This window comes from Qaidamihabitans albus (assembly GCF_016464705.1).
Lineage (GTDB): Bacteria > Actinomycetota > Actinomycetes > Mycobacteriales > Pseudonocardiaceae > Qaidamihabitans > Qaidamihabitans albus.
On sequence record NZ_JAEHOB010000007.1, the window covers coordinates 279169 to 302233 of the forward strand.

Annotated in this window: 17 protein-coding genes; 8 read left to right on the forward strand and 9 right to left on the reverse strand. The window is 71.2% G+C overall.

Annotated features, from left to right (window positions below; genetic code table 11):
* Positions 1 to 1692, reverse strand: coding sequence for a serine/threonine-protein kinase (locus JAP66_RS16525; protein ID WP_199432620.1), 1692 nt, complete (start codon positions 1690 to 1692; stop codon positions 1 to 3).
* A 148-nt stretch (positions 1693 to 1840) separates the two neighbouring features.
* Here JAP66_RS16525 and JAP66_RS16530 point away from each other — a divergent pair, with 148 nt between their 5' ends.
* From JAP66_RS16530 to JAP66_RS16545, 4 genes are all read left to right on the forward strand, one after another.
* Positions 1841 to 3733 (forward strand): propionyl-CoA synthetase, encoded by a 1893-nt coding sequence (locus JAP66_RS16530; RefSeq protein ID WP_199432621.1) that lies wholly within the window; start codon positions 1841 to 1843, stop codon positions 3731 to 3733.
* A gap of 173 nt (positions 3734 to 3906) precedes the next feature.
* On the forward strand, positions 3907 to 5502 hold the full coding sequence (locus JAP66_RS16535; RefSeq protein WP_372448978.1) for a beta-N-acetylhexosaminidase: 1596 nt from the start codon (positions 3907 to 3909) through the stop codon (positions 5500 to 5502).
* Positions 5503 to 5635: 133 nt separating this feature from the next.
* Positions 5636 to 6445, forward strand: coding sequence for an SGNH/GDSL hydrolase family protein (locus JAP66_RS16540; RefSeq protein WP_199432623.1), 810 nt, complete (start codon positions 5636 to 5638; stop codon positions 6443 to 6445).
* On the forward strand, positions 6418 to 6969 hold the full coding sequence (locus JAP66_RS16545; RefSeq protein ID WP_199432624.1) for a TetR/AcrR family transcriptional regulator: 552 nt from the start codon (positions 6418 to 6420) through the stop codon (positions 6967 to 6969). The genes JAP66_RS16540 and JAP66_RS16545 overlap by 28 nt, the downstream gene beginning before the upstream one ends.
* Here the strand turns inward: JAP66_RS16545 and JAP66_RS16550 are convergent.
* Positions 6944 to 7366, reverse strand: coding sequence for an SRPBCC family protein (locus tag JAP66_RS16550; protein WP_307849590.1), 423 nt, complete (start codon positions 7364 to 7366; stop codon positions 6944 to 6946). The genes JAP66_RS16545 and JAP66_RS16550 overlap by 26 nt on opposite strands.
* A gap of 55 nt (positions 7367 to 7421) precedes the next feature.
* Here JAP66_RS16550 and JAP66_RS16555 point away from each other — a divergent pair, with 55 nt between their 5' ends.
* The gene (locus tag JAP66_RS16555; RefSeq protein WP_199432625.1) at positions 7422 to 8021 is read left to right on the forward strand and encodes a CGNR zinc finger domain-containing protein; all 600 of its coding nucleotides are present in this window, start codon (positions 7422 to 7424) and stop codon (positions 8019 to 8021) included.
* 4 nt (positions 8022 to 8025) lie between these two features.
* On the opposite strand, the gene JAP66_RS16560 is transcribed toward JAP66_RS16555, so the two are convergent.
* Positions 8026 to 9441, reverse strand: a complete 1416-nt coding sequence (locus JAP66_RS16560; protein WP_199432709.1) for an aminotransferase class V-fold PLP-dependent enzyme — start codon at positions 9439 to 9441, stop codon at positions 8026 to 8028.
* An 82-nt stretch (positions 9442 to 9523) separates the two neighbouring features.
* Here JAP66_RS16560 and JAP66_RS16565 point away from each other — a divergent pair, with 82 nt between their 5' ends.
* Entirely contained in the window at positions 9524 to 10552 is a 1029-nt protein-coding gene (locus JAP66_RS16565; protein ID WP_199432626.1) for a tryptophan--tRNA ligase, read from the forward strand.
* 21 nt (positions 10553 to 10573) lie between these two features.
* On the opposite strand, the gene JAP66_RS16570 is transcribed toward JAP66_RS16565, so the two are convergent.
* Entirely contained in the window at positions 10574 to 13267 is a 2694-nt protein-coding gene (locus JAP66_RS16570) for an NPCBM/NEW2 domain-containing protein (protein ID WP_199432627.1), read from the reverse strand.
* A gap of 302 nt (positions 13268 to 13569) precedes the next feature.
* Between JAP66_RS16570 and JAP66_RS16575 the strand changes: the two genes are divergently transcribed.
* Both JAP66_RS16575 and galK read left to right on the forward strand, forming a co-directional pair.
* Positions 13570 to 14388, forward strand: coding sequence for a DeoR/GlpR family DNA-binding transcription regulator (locus tag JAP66_RS16575; protein WP_199432628.1), 819 nt, complete (start codon positions 13570 to 13572; stop codon positions 14386 to 14388).
* Positions 14385 to 15536 carry a galactokinase gene (gene galK, locus JAP66_RS16580; RefSeq protein ID WP_199432629.1) on the forward strand — a complete coding sequence of 384 codons (1152 nt, stop codon included), beginning with the start codon at positions 14385 to 14387 and terminating at the stop codon, positions 15534 to 15536. The genes JAP66_RS16575 and galK overlap by 4 nt, the downstream gene beginning before the upstream one ends.
* 59 nt (positions 15537 to 15595) lie before the next feature.
* Here galK and JAP66_RS16585 read toward each other — a convergent pair whose 3' ends face one another.
* The 5 genes from JAP66_RS16585 to JAP66_RS16605 form a co-directional block, all read right to left on the reverse strand.
* Positions 15596 to 16588: an ABC transporter permease gene (locus JAP66_RS16585; protein WP_199432630.1), complete on the reverse strand. Its 993-nt coding sequence runs from the start codon at positions 16586 to 16588 to the stop codon at positions 15596 to 15598.
* Positions 16585 to 17574, reverse strand: a complete 990-nt coding sequence (locus JAP66_RS16590; RefSeq protein ID WP_199432631.1) for an ABC transporter permease — start codon at positions 17572 to 17574, stop codon at positions 16585 to 16587. The genes JAP66_RS16585 and JAP66_RS16590 overlap by 4 nt, the downstream gene beginning before the upstream one ends.
* Positions 17567 to 19144 (reverse strand): sugar ABC transporter ATP-binding protein, encoded by a 1578-nt coding sequence (locus JAP66_RS16595; protein WP_199432632.1) that lies wholly within the window; start codon positions 19142 to 19144, stop codon positions 17567 to 17569. The genes JAP66_RS16590 and JAP66_RS16595 overlap by 8 nt, the downstream gene beginning before the upstream one ends.
* 16 nt (positions 19145 to 19160) lie before the next feature.
* Positions 19161 to 20246 carry an ABC transporter substrate-binding protein gene (locus JAP66_RS16600; protein ID WP_199432633.1) on the reverse strand — a complete coding sequence of 362 codons (1086 nt, stop codon included), beginning with the start codon at positions 20244 to 20246 and terminating at the stop codon, positions 19161 to 19163.
* A 150-nt stretch (positions 20247 to 20396) separates the two neighbouring features.
* Positions 20397 to 22937, reverse strand: coding sequence for a LamG-like jellyroll fold domain-containing protein (locus JAP66_RS16605; protein ID WP_199432634.1), 2541 nt, complete (start codon positions 22935 to 22937; stop codon positions 20397 to 20399).
* Positions 22938 to 23065: the final 128 nt, after the last annotated feature.

Here is a 23065-nt window from a genome sequence, read left to right on the forward strand (position 1 = left end):
TTACCTGACGCGGGGGACGACCTTGGTCACGGGGCCGTCGACCGACTTGCCCGCCCTGGACAGCCAGCCCTCGACCTCTTTGCACACCGCGTTCAGTGTCGGCCGGTTGCGCGGTTCAGGGTCGAGCGAGGCGATCAGCAACCGGGCGTGCACGCTGCGCCGCGGGAGCTGCGACGGCGGCTCCGCCCGCGCGGCGGCCATCAGCGCCGCCATCGGCGTCTCACGGGTGCCCCGCGGCGGGTAGCCCGACAGCGCGTAGCTCACCGTCGCCGCGAGCTGCCATGCGTCCGAGGCCGGGCTGGCCGGCGCGCCGGCCGCCGTCTCTGGTGCCACGAAGTCCGGCGTCCCGACCATCATGCCCGTCGCGGTGAGGGTGGAGTCACCCTTGCTCCGGGCGATCCCGAAGTCGATCAGGTGCGGCATCCCCGCCGGGTCGACGATCACGTTCGACGGCTTCACGTCGCGGTGCAGCACGCTCTTGTCGTGCGCCGCGGACAGCGCGCTCGCCATCGTCGCCCACAGCCGCCCGGCGGCGACGTCGTCGAGCGTGCCCACGGTGTCCACCGCGGTCGACAGCGACTGACCGTGCAGGTACTCCATCACCAGCGCGAGGCCGTCCGGCTCCTCGACCAGGTCGTACACCCGCACGCAGTTCGGGTGGTTCAACGCGGCCAGCGCGCGCCCCTCCCGCTGCATCCGCTGCTCGGTGTCCCGGTCCGGCGCGTGCGCGATCTTGAGCGCGACCGTGCGGCCGAGCTGGGTGTCCACCGCCTCCCACACGGTGCCGAACCCGCCGTGACCGAGCCTGCGCACCCGCCGGAACCTGCTGCTGCCCCCGCTACCCGAACCCGGCGGCACCGGGACGGGACCGGGGACGGCGGCGAGATCCTGTGCGGGCGCCACGGATGTCGGCGCGTACTGCCGTGGGGGCGGTGGCGGTGGTGGCGGCGGTTTCTGCTCGGGCTGTGGCGGCGGGGGTGGCGGGCGCTCCGGCGGCCGGTCCGACTTCTGGATCACCGACCAGCTCGGGGGCCCGATCAGCGCGACCGGGATGATCCCGAGCACGACCACCGGCAGGTACCCGAGCCACAGGTGCACCGCCGTGTTGGCCTCCACACCCGCCGTCAGCAGGAAGTACGCCACGAACGAGCCCCACAGCAGGCGGCCCGGCCACTTCGGGCCCCGGCGCAGCGCCGTGCGTACCAGCAGCATGACCGCCAGCAGCGCCAGCAGCGGAAGCCCCAGCAGCGCACCGAGGTAGTAGCCGTAGGCCAGCGCGTCGCCGGAGGGGTAGAACAGCGTCTCGTAGATGTTCTGGCCGCCGCCGAGGTACTCGGCCTGCGTGCCGACGAAGCAGTACTGCCTGCCGAGCTCCTGCACGCTGCCGGCCGGAAGCCCGCCCGAACCACCGTTGAAGACCGCCCGGTAGACCGAGGAGATCCCCGTGGCGTACAGCCACGGCAACAGCAGCACCAGCAGGCCGCCGACGACGCCGATCGCGATCAGCGGAGCGCCGTGATACCGGTTGCCCGTCACCTTGCGCATGATCGCCACGACCATGGCCGCGGCCACCGGGAACAGCGCGATGAGCGAGCCGGCGGCGCTCGTCGCCCACGCCCAGTCCCCGGGACAGAAGCCCGGGGCGAACAGGGCATGCGCCAGCGACAGCAACGAGCTTGCGATCGACTCCACCCTCGCTCCTTCGCCAGCGTCGCCCGGCAACGTCCGCACCAGACTATGACCGCACTGCCTTCAAGGACGCGGGTGGTGCTGTTCGGGTTCGCTCGCAGGCCCGTAACCTGCGATACGAGGTTCCGCTCGACGACGAGGAGGAGGCAGGATGGGCGCGTATGCCGAGACCTACCGGCGCAGCCTGGAGGACCCCGAGGGCTTCTGGCTGGAGGCCGCCGAGGCCGTCGAATGGACCCGCAAGCCCACCCGCGCGCTCGACTCGTCGAACGCGCCCCTCTACCGCTGGTTTCCCGACGGCGAGCTGAACACCGCCTACAACGCCCTCGACCGGCACGTCGAGCAGGGTCGCGGCGAGCAGGCCGCGCTGATCTGGGACTCGCCGGTGACCGGCTCCCGGCGCAGCTACAGCTACGCCGAGCTGCGGGACGAGGTCGCCCGCTTCGCCGGTGCGCTCGCCTCGCTCGGCGTCGGCAGGGGCGACCGGGTGATCATCTACCTGCCGATGGTGCCCGAGGCGGTCATCGCGATGCTCGGGTGCGCGCGCCTCGGCGCGATCCACTCGGTCGTGTTCGGCGGGTTCGCGCCCAAGGAGCTGGCCGCGCGGGTCGAGGACGCCAGGCCGAAGGTGATCCTGGCGGCGTCTTGCGGCATCGAGCCCAACCGGGTCGTCGAGTACAAGCCGATCATCGAGGCGGCCCTCGAGACCACCCAGCACCAGCCGGACAGGGTGGTCGTGCTGCAACGCGAAGCCGCCCGCGCCGAACTCGGCGAGCGGGACGTCGACTGGGCCGAGCTGACGGCGGGCGCCGCGCCTGCCGATCCGGTGCCGGTGGCCGCGACCGATCCGCTCTACATCCTCTACACCTCGGGCACCACGGGAAAGCCCAAGGGCGTCGTGCGCGACACGGGTGGGCACGCGGTGGCGCTGGCGTGGTCGATGGGCGCCGTGTACGACATCCACCCGGGCGACGTGTGGTGGACCGCCTCCGACGTCGGCTGGGTCGTCGGCCACTCCTACATCGTGTACGCGCCGCTGCTGATCGGCGCCACGACCGTGCTCTACGAGGGCAAACCGGTCGGCACGCCGGACGCGGGGGCGTTCTGGCGCGTCATCGCCGAACACGGGGCGAAGGCCCTCTTCACGGCACCGACGGCGTTGCGGGCGATCAAGAAGGTCGACCCGGACGGGCACGAGATGGCGAAGTACGACCGGCCAGAGTTCCGCACGCTGTTCATGGCGGGCGAGCGGCTCGACCCGGAGACCTACCACTGGGCGCACGACAAGCTCGGCGTGCCGGTGATCGACCACTGGTGGCAGACCGAGACCGGCTGGCCGATGGCGGCCAACCCGCGCGGGATCGAGCGGCTGCCCGTCAAACCCGGCTCGGCGACCGTGCCGGTGCCGGGCTGGGACGTGCGCATCCTCGACCAGTCGGGGGAGGAGCTGCCCGCGGGGCAGGAGGGCGCGATCGCGATCCGGCTGCCGCTGCCGCCCGGCGCGCTGCCGACGCTGTGGGGCGACGACGAACGCTATGTCGAGGCCTACCTGGCACGCTACGACGGCTACTACCTCACCGGCGACTCCGGCTACCGCGACGCCGACGGCTACCTGTTCGTCATGGGACGCACCGACGACGTCATCAACGTGGCAGGTCACCGGCTGTCCACCGGCTCGATGGAGGCGGTGCTGGCCGCGCACCCCGCGGTGGCCGAGTGCGCCGTGATCGGGGTGCACGACCAGCTCAAGGGCCAGCTGCCGCGCGGGTTCGTGGTGCTCAAGTCGGGCGCCGACATCACCGAGGAGCGGCTGAGGGAGGAGCTGGTCGCGGCGGTGCGCAGGGACATCGGCCCGGTCGCCGCGTTCCGCGACGTCTCCGTGGTGGACGCGCTGCCGAAGACGCGCTCCGGCAAGATCCTGCGCAAGACCATGCGGGGCATCGCCGACGGCCGCGAGGAGCCGGTTCCCTCGACGATCGAGGACCCGAACGTGCTCACCGCCCTGCGGGAGATCCTTCGTCCCGGGGAGCGGGCAGGCCACTAGGCTGTGTTTTGTCAGCGCGCCGCCTGGCCTGCGGAAATGGCGCGTCCTGGTCCGCTCCAGCAGGTTCGAGGGCAGCCTCTCCGAACATGCGCTAGCCCGAACGGCGGATGTCCATACCTGTTTCATTGGTCTATACCTTTACGCACTGCCCTCTCACCCCTTGGAGGTGCTCCGTGCGTCAACGCAGAACGCTGGCCGGTGTGCTCACCGTCGCGGCACTGTGCCTGCCCGGGTTCACGGCGACGGCCGACGATGCCGGGACCACCCATGTACCCGAGCGTCAGCTCACCGACGTGGTCCCCGCTCCGGTCGAGGCGAAACCCGACCCCCGGGCCGACTTCCGGCTCAGTCCCTTCACCCTGATCCGCACCCAGCCCGGCTCGGCCGAGGCGAAGCGGGTCGGCGAGCAGCTCGCCGCCGTCCTGCGTCCGGCCACCGGCTATCCGCTGCCCGTGGCGGCAACAAAACGATCCTGGCCGTCCACCATCTCCCTGCTGCTCGGCAAGGCCGACCCGCGCATCGGCGACGAGGGTTACCGGCTCGACGTCGCCCGCAGGGGCGTGACGATCCGCGCCAACACCGCCGCGGGCCTCTTCGCCGGTACGCAGACCCTGCGCCAGCTCCTGCCCGCCGAGATCGAGGCCGACCGGCCACAGCGGCGGACGTGGACCGTGCCCGGCGGCAAGATCGTCGACTACCCCCGGTTCGCCTACCGGGGCGCAATGCTCGATCTGGCCCGGCACTTCCACACCCCGGACGAGGTCAAGGCCTACATCGACGAGCTCGCCCAGTACAAGATCAACCATCTGCACCTGCACCTCACCGACGACCAGGGCTGGCGGATCCAGATCGACAGCTGGCCGGAGCTGACGACCACGGGCGGCGGCCCGGGCACCGGCGTGGACGGCGAGGGCCCCGGATACCTGACGAAGGCCGAGTACACCGACCTCATCGGCTACGCGGCGGCGCGGCACATCACGATCGTGCCCGAGATCGACATGCCGGGGCACACCAACGCGGCGCAGTCCACCTACGCCGAGCTCAACTGTGACGGCGTGGCGCCTCCGCCACGCACCGACATCGAGGTCGGCTACAGCTCGCTGTGCATCGACAAGGAGATCACCTACACCTTCGTCGAGGACGTGATCCGGGAGGTCGCCGAGATGACCCCGGGGCCGTACCTGCACATCGGCGGCGACGAGGCGCATGCCACGACCGAGGAGGACTACCAGAAGTTCATGGACCGGGTGCTGCCGATGGTCTACAAGTACGGCAAGCGGCCCGCCGGGTGGAACGAGATCGCCAAGGTGGACCCGCCCGCCTCGGCGGTCCCGCAGTTCTGGGGCACGACGAACACCAACGCCGACCTGGCCGAGGCCGCCGCGCGCGGTAACCAGGTCATCATGTCGCCTGCGAACAAGGCCTACCTCGACATGAAGTACGACCAGAACACGCCGCTCGGCCTGTCCTGGGCGGGCTACACCGAGGTCCGCGACGCCTACGACTGGGACCCGGGCAGCCACGTCGAGGGCGTCGGCGCGGAGTCGGTGCTCGGCGTCGAGGCACCGCTGTGGTCGGAGACGCTGCGCACGCTGGACGACATCGAGTACATGGCGTTCCCGAGGTTGCCGGCCATCGCGGAGCTAGGCTGGTCGGCACGGGCGAGCCACGACTGGGAGTCCTTCCGGGAGCGGCTCGCCGAACAGGGACCGCGCTGGGAGTGGCGTGACGTCGACTTCTACCGCTCGCCCCAGGTCGACTGGCGATAGCAGCGCCGGGTCGTGAGTGCTGAGACGAGTTCTAACTCGTGTCAGCACTCACGACCCGGTGGCCGCCTGTAGACGGCGTCTACGTCGCAGTGGACAATGTCTGCAAGTTGAACGGCGGATGTCGGGGAGTCGAATGGCGTACCAACGTTTCGTCGCGGTCGGCGACAGCTGCACGGAGGGCATCGACGACCCGTACCCGGGCAAGCGGCAGTACCGTGGCTGGGCGGACCTCGTGGCGAGCAGGCTGGCCCGCGACGAGCCGGGGCTGCGGTACGCCAACCTCGGCGTCCGCGGGCGGCGGCTCGACCAGATCATCATCGAGCAGATCCCCACCGCGATCGACCTCGAACCGGATCTCGTGGTCCTCTTCGGCGGCGGCAACGACCTCATGACCAGGGCGTTCAGCGCCGAGGTCGTGGCGAACCGGGTCCGGGCCGCGGTGCGCCTGCTCAGCGACGCCGCGCCGACGGTCGCGGTGTTCACGCTCAGCGACGTCTCATTCCGGATGCCGCTCGTGCGCCGGATGCGCAGCCGGATCGAGGTGCTCAACGACGCGATCCGCGAGGCCGCCGATGACTACGGTGCGACGCTGGTGGACCTGTGGCCGGACGAGGCCGCGGCCGACCTGCGCTACTTCGGGCCGGACCGGCTGCACCTCGGCGAGCACGGCCACCGCCGGGTCGCCGCGCACCTGTTACGCCGGATCGGCGTGCCCTGCGAGGCGAGCTGGCACGAGCCGTTGCCCGGCGATCCGGCCGAACCCGGACTGCTGGCACACGCGCGGTGGGTGTGGGACTGCGTGCTCCCGGTCGCGCGCGGCCGCATGGTCAACTACGTGACCGGACGTTCGACGGGCGACGGCTACCTGCCCAAACGGCCCGAACTGCTGCCCGTGCTCACCGACGAGCGGGACCGATGGACACCGATCCCCGGCAGCGCCTGATCGCGAGCGCGACGGCCCTGCTCACGGACGAGGGCGTGGAGGCGGTCACCCTGCGTCGCATCGCCCGCGAGGCCGGCGTGTCGCACGGCGCCCCGCTCCGGCACTTCGCGGGCCGCGCCGAACTCCTCTCCGCCGTGGCCACCACGGGATTCGCCGAACTGCGGCGGCGCGGCGAGAACCTGCCCGGCTCCGCACCGCGGGAACGGCTGCTGGCCGCCTGCCGCGCCTACCTCGGTTTCGCGCTGGACAACCCGGCCATGTTCGAGCTCATGTTCCGGCACGATCTGATCGACGCGGCCGAGCCGGAGCTGGCCAGCACCAACACGGCGGCGTTCGACCACCTCAGCGAGCTGGTCGGCGCGGCACAGCGGGACGGCTGGCGGGCGGGTACCGACCGGCGCCTGCTCACCGCGTCGCTCTGGGCCGCCCTGCACGGACTGGCCGAGCTGTGGCTGTGGGGCGGGTTGGACGGAACCCGGGTCCGGGCCACGCTCGACGTCACACTGGAGACGTATCTCGGTTGAGCCCGCCCAGGACGGCGGCCAGCACCGCGCGCCAATGTTCTCGCTGCCGGGCCCGCTCGTCGGCGTCGGCGAGCCACTCCTGATGAAACCTCAGCACCGTGCGGCCGGCGCCGCTCGCGCTGACGGCGACCTGCACGGTGGTGTCGTGGTCCCAGTCGCGCGGCCGCCAGGTGAGCCGGACCCGGTCGCGTTCGCGGAAGCTCCGCACCTCGCCGGTCGTGCCCGCGGCCGTCTCGTACGGCGCGGCCTTGCGCGGTTCCAGCGCCGCGCCCTCCCCGAGCCACAACGCGACGCCCGCCGGGCTCACCAGGAAGCGCCAGACCTCCGCGACGGAGTAGGGCACCGTCTTCGACACGCCGATCTGGTAACCGACGTCCTTGGTCTCTCCCGTAGCCACGACACCCCTCCGGTAACCGGTTTAACCAGTAGCCGACACCGAATATACTGGTTACATGAAGGCGGGCACAAGAAGGCTGACCGGCGGCGACGGCAGGAGCTACGAGTTCGACCCGGGGAGTCTCTGCCTCGAACTGCTGCTCACCGGGGGACCAGGGCCGTACGGGTCGTTCGAGACGCTGCACAGCCCCGCCGACCTCGCCGGCTGGCTCACCGCTTCCCGGCTGGCGGCAACGGCGCCGCTCGCCCCGCCGGACCCGCGGATCACGCCCGCCGAGCTGCGAAAGGTGCGGCGCCTCCGCGATACACTGTGGACGGTCATGCCGGCCGCCGCGCGCGGTGAGCGTCCGGCAGGCGCGGATCTGGAGGTCCTGAACGAGTCCGCCGCCACGGCCCTGCGCCCGGCACTCGACCCGGCCACCGGCCGGCGCCGCTGGGTCACGCCCGTCACCGGCGCACAGCTCCTCGGCACCGCGGCGCGGGAGGCCATCGACATCATCGGTGGCGAAGGTTCCGCGCGGCTGCGCGAGTGCGGCGCGGACGACTGCCGGCTGCTCTTCCTCGACACGTCCCGGCCGGGCACGCGCCGCTGGTGCTCCATGCAGCGCTGCGGCAACCGGCACAAGGTGCGCACCTATCGCGGCAAGGCCGGATGAGCGGTCACCGCCGCTCGTGAGCCTCCTGGATGCGCCGCCACGCCTCGTGCACGTGGCGGCGTTCGGTCGACGGTGCGCCGACCGCCATGCGCAGCAGCACCTGGTCGCCGACCTTGGTGTGGCTCAGGTAGAGGGCGCCGGAGTCGTTGAGCCGTTCCATCATCGCCAGGGTCGCCGCACCGGCCTCCTCCGCGGACAGGTCCGGCCACAGTGGACGGAAACAGACGAGGCCGAACGGATGCGGCTCGCGCACCTCGAAGCCAGGATCGGCCCGCACCAGCGCGGCGAACTCGTCCGCGAGCTCGATGCCGCCGCGGATGTGCGCCCGCAGGCCCTCCGCGCCGTACCAGCGGATCACCGACCACAGCTTGAGCGCGCGGAACCGGCGGCCGAGCGGGATCTGCCAGTCCCGGTAGTCGATCACTTCGCCCGAGCTGGTCGCCGCGTTGCGCAGGTACTCCGGCATGCTCGACAGCGCGTCGATCATCGGCACCCGGTCCGCCAGCCACAGCACCGAGCAGTCGAAGTTGGTGAGCAGCCACTTGTGCGGGTTGGTGACGTAGGAGTCCGCGTACTCGGCGACACCGTCGTTGATCCACCGCAACTCAGGGCAGACCGCCGAGACCCCGGCGTACGCGGCATCGACGTGCAGCCAGGCGCCGTGCGCACGGCAGACCTCGCCGATGCGCGCGACCGGGTCGACGGCGGTCGTCGACGTGGTCCCCACGGTGGCGCACACCAGGATCGGCGTCGCGCCCGCGGCCACGTCCGCCGACATCAGGGCATCGAGGTGCGCCGGGTCCATGGCGAGCGTGTCCGGGTCCACGTCGACCGCGCGGACGTCGCCCTCGGCGAGACCGGCGATCCGGCCGGCGCGCTCCAGCGAGGAGTGCGTCTGCGACGACACGTAGATCGTGTGCCGCCCGGGCGCGCCGCCCGCACGGTGCCGGGCCGCGAGCACGGCGACCAGGCTTGCGCTCGACGCGGAGTCCTGGATCACCCCGCCGCCGCGCGCGTCGGTGCGGAAGTGCGCGGGGAGCCCGAGCAGCTCGGCGAGCCAGTCGACGACGACCGTCTCCAGCTCGGTGCACGCGGGGCTGGTCGCCCAGACCATTCCCTGCACGCCCAGCCCCGCCGACAGCAGGTCGCCGAGAATGCCGGGGCCGCTCGTGTTCGCCGGGAAGTAGGCGAAGAAGCCGGGATGCTGCCAGTGCGTGATACCCGGCAGGATCGTCCGTTCCAGGTCGGCGAGCACGGCGTCGAACGGCTCGCCCCGCTCGGGCGGGTGCGCGGGCAGGGCCGCCCGGACGTCGCCGGGCCTCGACGGCGACCGCACCGGGTAGGACTCGATCGAGCCGAGGTAGTCCGCGATCCAGTCGACCACCTGCCTGCCGTACTCGCGGAACTCCTCCGGCGTCATGTGCTCGCCCATGCCGGCGACCCTAGCGAGCGCGCGGGCACGGCGGAACGGAGCGCCGAGTCGGGGCAGTAGGATGATCCGCATGTCACAGCCCGTAGCCAAGGTCTCCTTGACCGGCATCAAGCCGACCGGTGAGCCGCACCTGGGCAACCTGATCGGTGCGATCCGGCCGGCGTTGCAGCTGGCCGAGCAGTACGACTCGGTCTACTTCATCGCCGACTACCACGCGCTGACCAGCGTGCGGGACCCGAAGCTGCTCCGGCACTACAGCCGCTCGGTCGCGGCGACCTGGGTGGCCGCGGGCCTCGACCCGAACCGCACCATCTTCTACGTCCAGTCGGACGTGCCCGAGATCTTCGAGCTCACCTGGGCGCTGTCCTGCGTCACGGGCAAGGGCCTGATGAACCGGGCGCACGCCTACAAGGCCGCGCGGGACCGCAACGTCGAGGCGGGCGAGGAGCCGGACGCCGGCGTGAACATGGGGCTCTACAACTACCCGATCCTGATGGCCGTCGACATTCTGATCATGGAGTCCGACGTCGTGCCGGTCGGCAAGGACCAGGTGCAGCACGTCGAGTACGCCGCCGACATCGCGGGCAGCTTCAACCACCTCTACGGCGAGTCGTACCGGCTCAAGGTGCCGCAGGCGATCATCCCGGATGCCGGAACCGGGCACACGCTGCCGGGCCTCGACGGCCGGAAGATGAGCAAGTCCTACGACAACACGATCCCGCTGTTCCTCCCGGAGAACCAGCTCAAGAAGCTGGTCCGGCGGATCCCGACCGACAGCACGCCGGTCGAGGCGCCGAAGGACCCGGACGGCTCCGCGGTCTTCCAGATCCTGGAGCAGTTCGCGCCGCCCTCGGCCGCCGCCGTCGTGGCCGACACTCGCAAGCGGCTGGAGGCCGGCGGCATGGGCTGGGGCGAGCTGAAGAACGTGCTGTTCGACGTGCTCAACACCGAGCTCGCGCCGCTGCGGGAGCGCTACGACGAGCTGATGCAGCCGGGCAGCGACCTGGATGCCTACCTCGCCGAGGGCGCCGTGAAGGCCCGCGAGCGGGCGGGCCGCGTGCTCGGCTCCGTGCGCGAGGCCATCGGCATCGGCAGGTGACGACCGGGGCGCGGCGCGTCGTCAGCCGCAGCGCACCCGGGCCCGTGCCCAGTCGGCGTGGTCGAAGTTCTTCCCGTCGCCGCCGTCGGTGACCCGCAGGGTCAGCATCCGCACTCCCGTGGTGTCCACCGACACCTCGACCGCATCCTCGCCGCCGCGCACGACACCGCTGTCGAACCGGACGTCGCCGTCGTCGCCGAGCACCTGGAAGGAGACCGAGCCAGGTGAGCCGGTCTCGTCGTCCAGCCCGGCCAGCGCGGCGAAGCTCTCGCACTGCCGTCCGAGGTAGACGCTCACCTCCGAGGGCGCGTGCGTGCCGAGCCCCTTCGCGTAGGTGGTGCCCGCGATGGTGATCGGGTTGCCGTCGCCTTTCGCGAACTCGCCGTTGGAGGTGTCCCGCTCGACCGGCCCGTAGCCGTTGACCTCGCGCTGGAACGGCAGGTCGCTCACGTAGGCGGTGCCGGTGGGGACCGGCGGTGGCACGAACGCCCGCACGGCCTTCGCGACGTGCATCCGCGCCCGGTCCGGGTCCATCGCCGGGTCGTGGAACTCCGCGGCGACCACCAGCTCGGCCGGGCCCTTCGCGGCCTGCGGCCCGACGGTGACGCGCCAGCGACCGGTCAGGCGCTGTCCCCGTTCGAGGCGCGGTGCGGTGACCGCCGGTCCGTCGACGGTCCAGCCATCCGGGACACGTGGCCGCAGCTGCACATCCCGCGCTGTCCGGTCGTCCTCCATCGTGAACTCGGCGGTGACGTCGAACGAGGTGCCCGGCGGGGTGTCACCCGCGTCCTCCGGCGAGACCGTCAGCGACGTCTCGGGCGCGAGCCGGAGCGGCTCGTCACAGGTCTGCCTGCCCGGCCGCGCCCGGCACACGATGGCGGCGAACCCGCCGTTGCGCGGCACGTGCACCGCGAGCGTCTCGGCCGGGCCGGCCACCGACCGTTCCCGCCGGACATCGGCGCGCGGCGCGCCCTCGGCGTCGCGCACGAGCTCGACGAGCCACCTGCCGCCGCCGAGGAAGTCCAGTGGCGCCCGCAGCGTCCTGGCCTCCCCCGCGGCGATCGCCCCGAGGAACCACCGGTCCCCGTGGCGACGTGCGAGGATCGCCTCGTCGCCGGGCCGGCCGCCGACGAGCCGGGTCTCCTGCCACGCGGTGGGCACCTGGTTGAGCAACCGCAGCACGCCGGGGTGGCGCTCGTACGCCTCGGGCATGTCCGCGAAGTGCTGCCAGCCCGACTCGTAGACGATCGCCAGCGCCGCCTCATGCGCGACCGAGGACGTGCGCGGCCCCACCTCCAGCGCGACCGGCGTGAAGTCCATCGAGCCGACGACGTTGCGGGCGAAGGAGTGCACCGGGTTGTCGTCCGGCTGTGGCAACTGCTCCTGCCCATGGACCGCCTCCATCGTCATCACGTGCGGCCAGGTGCGGGCCAGGCCGTGCGGGATGGTGGAGCCGTGAAAGTTGATCATCAGCCGGTGCCGGGCGGTCGCCGCGAGGATCGTGTCGTACCACCGGTAGCGGTCCTGGGAGTCCGACTCCATGAAGTCGACCTTCACACCGCGTACGCCCCAGTTCTTGATCCTGGGCAGGATCGTCGCGCGCTCCGCCTCCGTGTCGAGGCTCGTCCAGTGGAACCAGAGCAGGACGTCCACGCCTTTCGCCCTGGCGTAGCGCGTCAGCTCGGGTACCCACTCCTCGCTCCAGCCCTCGTCCACCAGCACGTACGGCCAGCCGTTGCGAGCGGCGAAGTCGACGTAGTCGCGCTGCCGCTCGAAGCTGGCCGGGCTCGAGTGCTCGCTCAGCCACGACCAGGCGACCTTGCCCGGGCGCACCCATGAGGTGTCCCCGATCCGGGCGGGGTCGGCGAGATCGTCGACCAGGGTCGACTCGGTGACGGTGGCCAGGTCGCCGACGATCGCCGTGCGCCACGGCGTCTCCAGCGGTCCAGGCGCGCTCACCTCGGCGTCGGCCAGCCGGACGCGGTAGGCGCCAGAACCCTGCTCGTGGTACAGCCTCGCCCCGGAGTAGCTTCCGTCCACGTCGGACTCGGTCAGCAGTGCGTAGTCGGCTCCGGTGCGGAACAGCGCGGGGTTGCCGTACTCCCCGGTCTCCGCCGCCGCCGCGGTGGTCTCCACGCGGCGCCGTTCGTGCTGGGCGTTGTACGGCTGCAGCCACGCGGTCGCGTCGCCGGGCGGGCTGAAGCTGGAAGCCTCACCGGTCACCGTGCTGCCCCCGGGGGCGGGCAGCACGTAGCGGTAGGCGACGCCGTCGGCGGCGGCCCGCACCAGCAGGTCGAGCCGCGTGCCGTCCTCCGCCGCGAACGGCAGCCGGGTCTCGGTCATCAGCGCCGCGCGCCGGAGCCGCTTGCCCGTGGTCATGGTGTAGCGCTCGTGCACGACCCTGGTGGCGGGGTCGCCCGCAGGCCGCAGCCCGCGCGTGAGGTCGGCGTCGGCGGTCGTGAGACCGACCGGTGCCGGGGTGAGCACGGTGCGGCCGTGGCGCGACACGGACAGTGCCGGCGTCCCGGTGTCCGGATCGAGCCGCACCTTGGCGCGGATACCCGAACCGGCGGGCGAGTCGACGGTCCAGGTCCCGGAGCCGTCCGCCCGCGCCGCGCTCGCCGTCACGGGCGCCGGCACGACGGTGAGCACGACCGCGAGCAGTGCCATGAGCGTTCCGCCACCCGTGGCGCGGCGGAGCCGGTGTCGGCTCATCGGAATCCTCCCTGACTCCGTCCGTCTGTGCGACTGTGTCGATTTGATCGTCCGATTCCGACATGTCGCATCACTATCCGAACCGATCAAACGACTTCAGACAGCCGAGCACAAGGCGCCGATCGGCCGATCGGCGTGGCGCCGACGCTGCTCCGGGCGGACCAGGGAGCGGGCTGACCAGTGCGGCTGCGCGTACCGACCTCAACATCCTTCCTCGGCAGCACTATCGAAAACCTTGTGAAAATGTGCGATCCTTTGCCCGTGCTGTCGTGACCATGCACATCTGAGGAGGAACACGCCCCATGCTCGCGAGCCAACGGCGGTCGCAGATCCTGGAGGAGATCCGGCGGGCCGGTGCCGTGCGGGTGAGCGCACTGGTGGAGCACCTCGGCGTGTCCGACATGACCGTCCGGCGGGACCTGGAGGTGCTCGCCCAGGAGGGCCAGCTGCAGAAGGTGCACGGCGGCGCGGTGCTGCCCGGCGGGCGCAGCACCGAGGAGCCCGGGTTCGCCGCGAAGTCCAACCGGCAGAACCCCGAGAAGCAGGCGATCGCCACCGAGGCGCTGCGGCTGGTGGAGCCGGGAATGGCGGTTGGCCTCTCCGGTGGCACCACCACGTGGACGTTCGCCCGGCTGCTGCGCGACGTTCCCGACATCACCGTGGTGACCAACTCCGTACAGGTGGCCGATCTCTTCTCCCGCCAGCCGCGCTCGGACCAGACGGTGGTGCTCACCGGCGGCATCCGCACCCCGTCGGAGGCGCTGGTCGGCCCGTTCGCCGTGGCGGCGATCCGGTCGGTGAACCTCGACGTCATCTTCCTCGGCGTGCACGGCATGGACCTGCGCAACGGCTTCACCACACCGAACCTGGTGGAGGCCGAGACCGACCGCGCTTTCGTTGAGGCGTCCCGCCGGTTCGTGGTGCTCGCCGACCACACGAAGTACGGCGTGCTCGGCATCAGCACGATCGCCAGGATCGATGCGGCAGACGTGCTGATCACCGACTCCGGGCTGGCCGAGGAGTACCGCGCGGGGCTGCGCGAGCACGTCGGCGAGTTGATCGTGGTGGACGCCGGCGCGCAGAACAGCGGCAACGGCACCCCGAGCGAGCCGAGGGCATGACCGCGGCGAGCGAGCCGGCCGGCACGTTCACGGCCGCCTTCGGCCGCCCGCCCGAAGGAGTGTGGGCCGCGCCGGGCCGGGTCAACGTGATCGGCGAGCACACCGACTACAACGAGGGTTTCGTGCTGCCGATGGCACTGCCGCACGGGGTGCGGGCGGCGGCCGCCCGCACGGACGGCTCCACCGTGCGCGTGGTCTCCCGGCAGGAGCCCGGCGAACCCGCGACGTTCGGCACCGACGCGGAACCCGGGTCGGTGACCGGATGGGCGGCCTACGTCGCGGGGGTCGTGTGGAGCCTGCGCTCGTCCGGGTTCGAACTCGGCGGGGCGGACATCGCCATCGACGGCGACGTCCCCGCGGGTGCGGGGCTCTCGTCTTCGGCCGCCCTCGAATGTGCCGTCGCCACCGCACTGGCCGGCCTGTTCGGGCTCGACCTCGAAGACGCCGAACTGGCACGTGCCGCGCAACGCGCGGAGAACGAGTTCGTCGGGATGCCCTGCGGCGTGATGGACCAGATGGCCTCGATGTCCGCCACGGCGGACCACCTGCTCTTTCTCGACACCCGGTCGCTGGCCACCGAACAGGTGCCGTTCGTGCCCACCGCGCACGGGCGCACGCTGCTCGTGCTCGACACCCGGGCACCGCACCGGCTCGTCGACGGCGAGTACGCCGACCGCAGGCGCACCTGCGAGAAGGCGGCCGCGGCACTGGGTGTGCGCATGCTCCGCGACGTCACCAGCGACGCGCTTCCGGGCGCGCTGTCCCGGTTGGACGACGAGGTGCAGCGAAGGCGGGTGCGGCACGTCGTCACCGAGAACGAGCGGGTGCTCGGCGTCGTGCGCCGCCTGCGCGCGGGCGACATCGACGGCATCGGGCCACTGCTCACCGCCTCGCACGCCTCGCTGCGGGACGACTACGAGGTGACGGTGCCGGAGCTGGACACGGCGGTGGACGCCGCGCTCGCCGCGGGCGCCCTCGGCGCGCGGATGACCGGCGGCGGCTTCGGTGGCTGCGTCATCGCGCTCGTCGCCGAGGACGAGGCGGCCACCGTGCTGGCCGGCGTACGCGAGTCGTTCGCGCGCAACGGCTTCGCCGAACCGGCGGGCTTCGCGGCCACCCCGTCTCCCGGAGCCCGCCGCCTGTCCTGAGCGTCCCGCCCCTCGTGAGTGCGCAAGCGAGTTCTAACTCGCGTGCGCACTCACGAGGGTTACCGGCGCTCGACGGTGGCGAGCCAGCGCTGCACGGTGACCACGATCAGCAGGATCGTCCCGCTGATCACGGCCTGCCAGTTGGAGTTGAGTGAGCCGACCTGGTTGATCACGTTGCGGATCACCTGGAGCAGCAGCACGCCGACGAGTGAGCCGAGCACGGTGCCCGCACCACCGGTGAGCAGCGTTCCGCCGAGCACCACGGCCGAGATGACCTCCAGCTCCATGCCGACACCGAGCACGGTGACGCCCGAGGACGTGTACGACGCCATCAGCAGGCCGCCGAAACCGGCCAGCACCCCGGACATCGTGTACGTGACGAGCTTCGTCCGCGCCACCGGCAGGCCCATCAGGTCCGCCGCGTCCTCCTGGCCGCCGACCGCGAGCACCGTCGAACCGTAGGACGTACGGTGCAGCACCAGCCCGCCGGCCGCGAACGCCGCGAGCACGATCCAGATCGGATAGCCGATGCCGAGGAAGCCGCCCTGCGCGAGCTCGCGGAACGCCGAGCCCGCCGGGACCTTGTAGGTCGTGGCGCCCTCGTCGCTGATGAGCAGCAGCAGGCCCCTCGCGAACAGCAGCCCGGCCAGCGTGACGATGAACGGCGGCAGCCCGCCGCGCGCGATGACCAGCCCCTGCACGAGACCGATGGCACCGCACACGGTCAGCGGCACCAACAGCGCCGCCCACGTCCCGTGCTGCGCGCCCCAGGCCGCCAGGACCCCGCCGAGCGCGAACACCGAGCCGACCGAAAGGTCGATGCCACCGGACATGATGACGAAGGTCATTCCCAGCGCCACCACGGCAAGGAACGAGGCCTGCAGTGCGATGTTGGTGAGGTTGCCCGCGGTGCCGAAGGAGTCGAAGACGAACGTCGAGACGAGCACGGCGGCCACGAGAATCACCAGCGCGCCCTGCCGTTGCGCCAGCCGCGCGAGGCGGGCGCGGCCGCTCCCTGGCAGGTGCTCCGGGGCCGCGGTCGTTGCCGTCATGACTTCGCCTTCCTGCGGCCGAGCTGGACGTAGACCGCCGCGACCACGATCACGGCCTGCGCGATCTGCGCCGTCGAGTCGGGGATGTCGTGGAAGATGAGCGTCGCGGTGATCAGCTGCATGAGCAGCGCCCCCGCGATCGTGCCCGCGATCCGCACCTGCCCGCCGGAGAGCGGCGTGCCACCGATCACCACGGCGGTGATGGCCGAGAGCTCCACCAGCAGTCCCACCTTGGTCGGGTCGCTGGCCTGCGAGCGCGCCGCCAGCAACACCCCGGCCAGCGCGGCCAGCAGGCCGCAGATCACGTAGGTGGTGGTCAGCACCCGGCGCACAGGCAGCCCGGCGAGCTCAGCCGCGCGCTTGTTCCCGCCGATCGCCACGAGCTCGCGCCCGAAGGTGGAGCGGCGGACGAGGAACCACACCGAGGCCGCCACCGCCGCCGCGATCAGTACCACGTACGGCACGCCGAGCAGGCTCTCCGAGCCCAGCGCGACGATGCCCGGATCGCGGATGCTCTTGATCTCGCCGCCGAAGAGGTTGGCCAGGCCGCGCCCGGCGACCATGATGCCGAGCGTGGCGATGATCGGCTGGACGCCGATGCGGCCGACGAGCGTCCCGGCCAGCGCCCCGCTGATGCCGCCGGCCAGCACCGCCATCCCGATGGCCACGGCGGTGCCGTAGCCGATGTAGAGCGGGATCAGCGCGGCGGCGATCGCCATCACCGCGCCGACCGAGAGGTCGATGCCCTCGGTGCCGATCACCAGCGCCATGCCCAGCGCCACGATGAGTACCGGTGTCACCTGGATCAGCTGCAGCCGCAGTGTTCCCTCACTGACGAAGTTGTCGGTGATGACGACGTTGATCGCCAGCAGCACCACGAGCGCCACGTACACGCCGTTGCGCCTGATCCAGTCGGCGTCGAACCGTCGTCCCCTGCGCGGCTCCGGTGCCGCGGGCCGCGGCGGGGCGGCCACCTGTTCACTCATCGTCGTGCTCCTCGCTCCCCGCCCCGGCACCGGCGAGCGCCGCGAGCAGCGCGGCGCTCGTCAGCAGCTCGCCGGAGAGTTCCCGCTCGACCGTCCCGTCGCGCAGCACGACGATCCGGTCGGCCCCCTCCACCAGCTCGTCCATCTCGCTGGAGATCAGCACCACGGCAAGTCCCTGCTCGGCGAGCTCGTCGATCAGCGCCTGCACCTCGGCCTTGGCGCCGACGTCGATCCCCCTGGTCGGCTCGTCGAGCAGGAACACCCTGGGCTCCGTGCACAGCCACCGCGCCATCAGTACCTTCTGCTGGTTGCCGCCGGAGAGCTCGCGCACCTTCTGGTGCGGGCCTGCCGCCTTGATGCGCAGCCTGCGCACGAAGGTGTCGACGAGCGCGTCGATCCGCCGCTCGGCGACCAGCCCGGCACGCGAGAAACGAGGCAGCACGGCGAGCGCGATGTTGTCCCGGACGGACAGATCCGGGACGATGCCCTCCGCCTTGCGGTCCTCCGACAGCAACGCCACACCCGAGCGCAGCGCGTGCCGGACCGAGTTCGCCCGCACCGGCCGCCCATCGACGCTCACCGTGCCTGCCCGCACCGGCAGCGCCCCGTACACCGCCTTGACCGTCTCACTGCGCCCGGAGCCGAGCAGGCCGCCGAGTCCGACGACCTCGCCGGGGCGCACGGTGAAGGCGACGTCGTGCAGCCGTTTGCGCACATCCAGGCCGGTCACGGCCAGCACGGGCTCCCGGTCGCGCCGGTGCGTGTCGCCGAACTCCGTCGTGCCGCCGCGGACCACGTCGGCGACCTCCCGGCCGAGCATGTGGGCGACCAGGTTCACCCGGTCCAGCTCCGCCATCGGGCCCGCGTGCACAAGCTGCCCGTCACGCAGCACGGTGACCCGGTCGCACAGCTCCCACAGCTCGTCGAGCCGGTGCGAGACGAACACTAGCCCGACCCCGCGGCCGGCGAGGTTGCGGGCCACCTCGAACAGCGTGGCCACCTCCCTGGCCTCCAGTGAGGACGTCGGCTCGTCCATGATCACCACGCGGCTGTCCACCGACATGGCCCGCGCCAGCGCCACCATCTGCTGCGCGCCGAGGCCGAGCCTGCCGAGGTCCTCGGTGACGTCGATGTCGACGCCCAGCGAGCCGGCCAGCTCCGCCGCCCTCCGGTTCATCGCCGCGGTGTCCACGAGGCCGAACCGGGTACGCGGCTCCCGGCCGAGGAAGATGTTGCGGGCCACCGAGAGCAGCGGCACCAGGTTGACCTCCTGGTAGATGGTCGAGATGCCCGCCCGCTGCGCCTCCGCGGGCCGGTGGAACTCGACCTCCCTGCCCGCGAACCGCACGCTGCCCTCGTCCGGCCGGTGCACGCCGGTCAGCACCTTGATCAGGGTGGACTTCCCGGCGCCGTTCTCCCCCACCAGGGCATGGATCTCACCCTCGGCCAGGTGGAAGTCGACGCCCCGCAGCGCTTGCACGCCGCCGAAGGACTTCGTCACGCCCTCGGTCTCCAGCACGGTCGCCGTCCCGGTGGACGGCGGCCGGGCCGTGTCGGTGGGAGTCACCATCGTCTTCCCGGTCCTTCTAGAAGGCGTTACCGAGTTCGGCCTCGGCGTTGTCCTGGTTGTACTCGTCGTCCTCGATGATGACGTCCTCCGGGATCGCCTCACCGGCGAAGAACTTCTCGGCGGTCTCGAAGGCCAGCGGTCCGAACCGCGGGTTCGACTCGATCACGGCGTTGATATTTCCGTCCACAATGGCCTGGACGGCGTTGCGCGTACCGTCGATCGACACGATCTTGACGTCGGTTCCCGGCTGCTTGCCCGCCGCCTGGACCGCCGTGACCGCGCCGAGCGCCATCTCGTCGTTGTGCGCGTAGATCGCGGTTATGTCCGGGTTGGACTGCAACAGCTGCTCGGCGACGGACTGGCCCTCGTCGCGGGCGAAGTTGGCCGTCTGCTCCGCGACGATCTCCAGCCCCGGGTACTCCGCCGCGACCTGTTCCTTGAAGCCGGAGTTGCGGTCGTCCGTCACGTTGTTGCCCGATGAACCCAGCAGGATGGCGACCTTCGCCTCGCCGCCGGTGGCCTCGTTCATCGCGTCGGCGGCGCGCCTGCCCTGCTCGTAGAAGTCCGAGCCGAGGAACGCGACGTAGTCCTCACAGTGCGTGTTGGTCACCTTGCGGTCGATCGTGAGCACCGGGACGCCCTTCTGCTTGGCCGCGTCGAGTGCCGGGTCGAGCCCGTCGGAGTTCACCGGGGCGACGATCAGGAACTCGGCGCCCTGGCTCAGCATGTTCTGGATGTCGGCGATCTGCTTGGGCAGCTCGTTGTTGGCGTTGGTCACGAGCAGCCGCTCGACCCCGGCCGCGTCGGCGGCCTCGCGGATCGACTTGGTCTCCGCGGCCCGGAAGGCGGCGGTGTCGGGCTCCGACTGGGAGAAGCCGACCACGGCGTTCGCCAGGTCCAGCTTCTCGGCGCCGTAGTCCTCCAGCGTGCAGTCCTCGCCGGAGCTCTCCTTGACGACCTGGCCGTCCCCGCCGCCGTCGCCGGATGGGGCGGCGGCCTGGTCCTGCTCGCCCGGGTTCGTGCAGCCGGTCAGTGCCAGCCCGAGCACGACCGCGGAAGAGGCCAGAATGCGCCAGTGGCGCGGAGATGTCGCGCGGTTCATGTGGAACTCCTTTGTTCACCGCCCCCGGCGGGGTTAATCAAACAGAAGTAAACAGTTTCACGCAAGAAGCAAGTATCAAGAAACGGCAACGAATGCCGGAAGTGGGGACGGCCGGGGACGGGCGGCGACCCGCCCGTCCCCGGCCACGGGTCACTCGCCGGCCGTGGCCAGCTCGGCGACCTCGACGTCGGAGAGCGCCCGGTCGAAGACCCGTACGTCGTCGACGTCGCCACGCAGGTAGTCGACCTCGTTGCCGCCGTACTGGCCGCGGCCGATCACCGTGCTGCCGCTGGTCTCGTCGGCGGAGCAGGCACTCTTCGTGTCCACCTTCTCGCCGTCGACGAACAGTTCGAGCGTGCCCGCCTCGGTGTCGCGGACGCCGGTCAGGTGGTACCAGCGTCCGGGTTCCGGCTTCTCCGGGGAGAGCGCCCGCAGCCCGACGAAACTCATCGCCCAGCGCTGGTCCTGCCCGGAGTACTGCAGGAAGAACGCGCTGTTGCCGCCGGTGTCCTGGCTGACGACGGTCTGGAAGGCGCCGCCCGCCTCGTCCAGCCTGGCCCACGCCGACACCGTGTAACCGCCCGCAGTGTCGACCAGTGCCGCACCGGTGTCGGCCTCGCCCGCGCCGCCGAAGGACAGCCCGCCGTCGTGCACGCCCTCGGCCCACTCGGTACCGCTCAGCGTGGCATCCGCGTCGCCGACCGCGTCCGCCGCGGTCGAGCCGCTGCCCTCGTTGAAATTGTAGGCGTGCACGCCCTGGAGTCCGGGCGTGCCGGGATCCGGAGCCGGCCCGCCGTCACCACTGCCGTCGGCGTTGCGGATGATCGACTCGTTGACCGCGCGGACCTGGGCGTAGTCCATCTTCCGGACCTGCCGGTCGTAGGTGAGGAAGCCGTTCACCTCGTGCTCGACATCGGTGATCTGGGTGTAGATCGCCCCGCTGATCCCGCAGCTGCGGGCGGCGGCCAGCACCTCGCGCTGGTTGTCGACGTAGGCGGCGGTCAGGCTCTCCTCGTCGGGCAGCATCCGGTAGGCATGCCCTTCGCCGAACCACATGTGGTCCTCGACCTCGAGCCCGTAGCCGCCGTGCTCGCCGTCGATCGAGACGCGCTCCCCTTCGGGCATCGGCTTGGCCGGGCCCGGGTAGGCGTGCCAGTCGATCACGTCGCCGCGACCGGAATCACCGAGCGAGTCACAGCAGTTGACACCGCTGTGCGCGTTGACCAGCCGGGTCGGGTCCTGCGCCTTGAGCTCGTCGGCGATCCGGCCGGTGGCGTCCCTGGACCATTCGCCCCAGCCCTCGTTGAACGGCACCCAGCCGACGACCGAGGTCCAGTTCTTCTTCTGCTCGACCATCTCGTGCAGCTCGGCCTCGAACTGCCGCTGGGCGTCGGCAGGCGGGCGACCGCCGGTACGCATCGAGGGCATGTCCTGCCACACGAGCAGGCCCAGCCTGTCCGCGTGGTGGTACCAGCGGTCGGGCTCGGTCTTGATGTGCTTGCGCACGGTGTTGAAGCCGAGCTTCTTGTGCTCCTCCAGGTCGAACCGCAGCGCCTCGTCCGTCGGCGCGGTGTAAATGCCGTCCGGCCAGTAACCCTGGTCCAGAGTGGACATGTGGAAGAGGATCTCCCCGTTGAGCGTCATCCGCAGCCTGCCGTCGGCTCCCTCGGTGGTGCCGATCTCGCGCATGCCGAAGTACGACAAGACCCGGTCGACGGGCCGGTTGCCGTTCTTGAGGACGACCTCGAGGTCGTAGAGGAACGGGGAGTCCGGCGACCAGAGCTTGGCATCGGGCACCGGTAGCTCGATCGGGTCGTCGGCCGGGCCGCTGGTGCGGCTGACGATCCGGTTGCCGTCCTTGACCGTGGCCTCCACGGCCAGCCCGCCGGACTCGCCCGCCGTGTTCACCGTCAGGCCGAGGGTCGAGGAGTCGATGTCGGGCACCATGTCGAGCGTATTGACGTGTCCGGTGGGCACCGGTTCCATCCAGACCGTCTGCCAGATACCGGAGGCGCCCTCGTAGAAGATGCCGCGATCGGGCACGCGGCGCTGCTTGCCCACCGGCTGCCAGGTCGCGTCGGTGCGGTCCTCCACCCCGACGACGATCTCCTGCGGGCCGCCGGGCTTCAGCGCGCCGGTCACGTCGGCGGAGAAGGAACCGTAGCCGCCCTTGTGCGTGGCGACCTGCCTGCCGTTCACGTAGACGGTCGCGGCGTAGTCGACCGCGCCGAAGTTGAGCTTCAGCGAGTTCGCCTTGCCGACCCGCCAGTTCGGAGGCACCTCGAACGTGCGCCGGTACCACATGTGGTCCTCGTGCCGCTGGATGCCGGACAGGGCCGACTCGGTGGGATAGGGCACGAGAATCCGTTCGGCGAGTGTCTCGCCGAACGGGGGCGCCTCGCCGTCGGTGGCGCCGGCGAACTCCCAGACGCCGTTGAGGTTTCGCCACTGGTCGCGGGTCAGTTGCGGACGGGGATACTCCGGCAGCGCGTTGCCGGGCGACACCTGAGCCGTCCACGGAGTCGTCAGCCTCGGCGTGCCCATCTCCCAGCCGTCGGAGGTCTGGGCGAGGGCCGCCGGCGACGCGGTCGCGACGATCAGCAGCGCGGACAGTGCCGCGGTCACCGAGGCCGGGCGCGAACCGCGTCTGCCTCGTCGGGGTCGTCGGGTCAGTGGTGCGAGTGACAGCACAGTCGAACACCCTTCTCGGGGGGACCGCGCCAGCGGTTCGCTGGCGCCACAGCACCGGCGAAAGTCATGGTTCACACGAATCTCACTCGGCGTGAAGTATTTCACACATGTTGGATGGCGGTGTCAAC

What these genes read in the sequence shown, in the direction of transcription:
- JAP66_RS16530 (WP_199432621.1), top strand. Translation starts at nt 1,841, where the DNA reads ATGGGCGCGTATGCCGAGACCTACCGGCGCAGCCTGGAGGACCCCGAG.
- JAP66_RS16540 (WP_199432623.1), top strand. Translation starts at nt 5,636, where the DNA reads ATGGCGTACCAACGTTTCGTCGCGGTCGGCGACAGCTGCACGGAGGGC.
- JAP66_RS16545 (WP_199432624.1), top strand. Translation starts at nt 6,418, where the DNA reads ATGGACACCGATCCCCGGCAGCGCCTGATCGCGAGCGCGACGGCCCTG.
- JAP66_RS16555 (WP_199432625.1), top strand. Translation starts at nt 7,422, where the DNA reads ATGAAGGCGGGCACAAGAAGGCTGACCGGCGGCGACGGCAGGAGCTAC.
- JAP66_RS16560 (WP_199432709.1), bottom strand. Translation starts at nt 9,441, where the DNA reads ATGACGCCGGAGGAGTTCCGCGAGTACGGCAGGCAGGTGGTCGACTGG.
- JAP66_RS16565 (WP_199432626.1), top strand. Translation starts at nt 9,524, where the DNA reads ATGTCACAGCCCGTAGCCAAGGTCTCCTTGACCGGCATCAAGCCGACC.
- JAP66_RS16570 (WP_199432627.1), bottom strand. Translation starts at nt 13,267, where the DNA reads ATGAGCCGACACCGGCTCCGCCGCGCCACGGGTGGCGGAACGCTCATG.
- JAP66_RS16575 (WP_199432628.1), top strand. Translation starts at nt 13,570, where the DNA reads ATGCTCGCGAGCCAACGGCGGTCGCAGATCCTGGAGGAGATCCGGCGG.
- galK (WP_199432629.1), top strand. Translation starts at nt 14,385, where the DNA reads ATGACCGCGGCGAGCGAGCCGGCCGGCACGTTCACGGCCGCCTTCGGC.
- JAP66_RS16585 (WP_199432630.1), bottom strand. Translation starts at nt 16,588, where the DNA reads ATGACGGCAACGACCGCGGCCCCGGAGCACCTGCCAGGGAGCGGCCGC.
- JAP66_RS16590 (WP_199432631.1), bottom strand. Translation starts at nt 17,574, where the DNA reads ATGAGTGAACAGGTGGCCGCCCCGCCGCGGCCCGCGGCACCGGAGCCG.
- JAP66_RS16595 (WP_199432632.1), bottom strand. Translation starts at nt 19,144, where the DNA reads ATGGTGACTCCCACCGACACGGCCCGGCCGCCGTCCACCGGGACGGCG.
- JAP66_RS16600 (WP_199432633.1), bottom strand. Translation starts at nt 20,246, where the DNA reads ATGAACCGCGCGACATCTCCGCGCCACTGGCGCATTCTGGCCTCTTCC.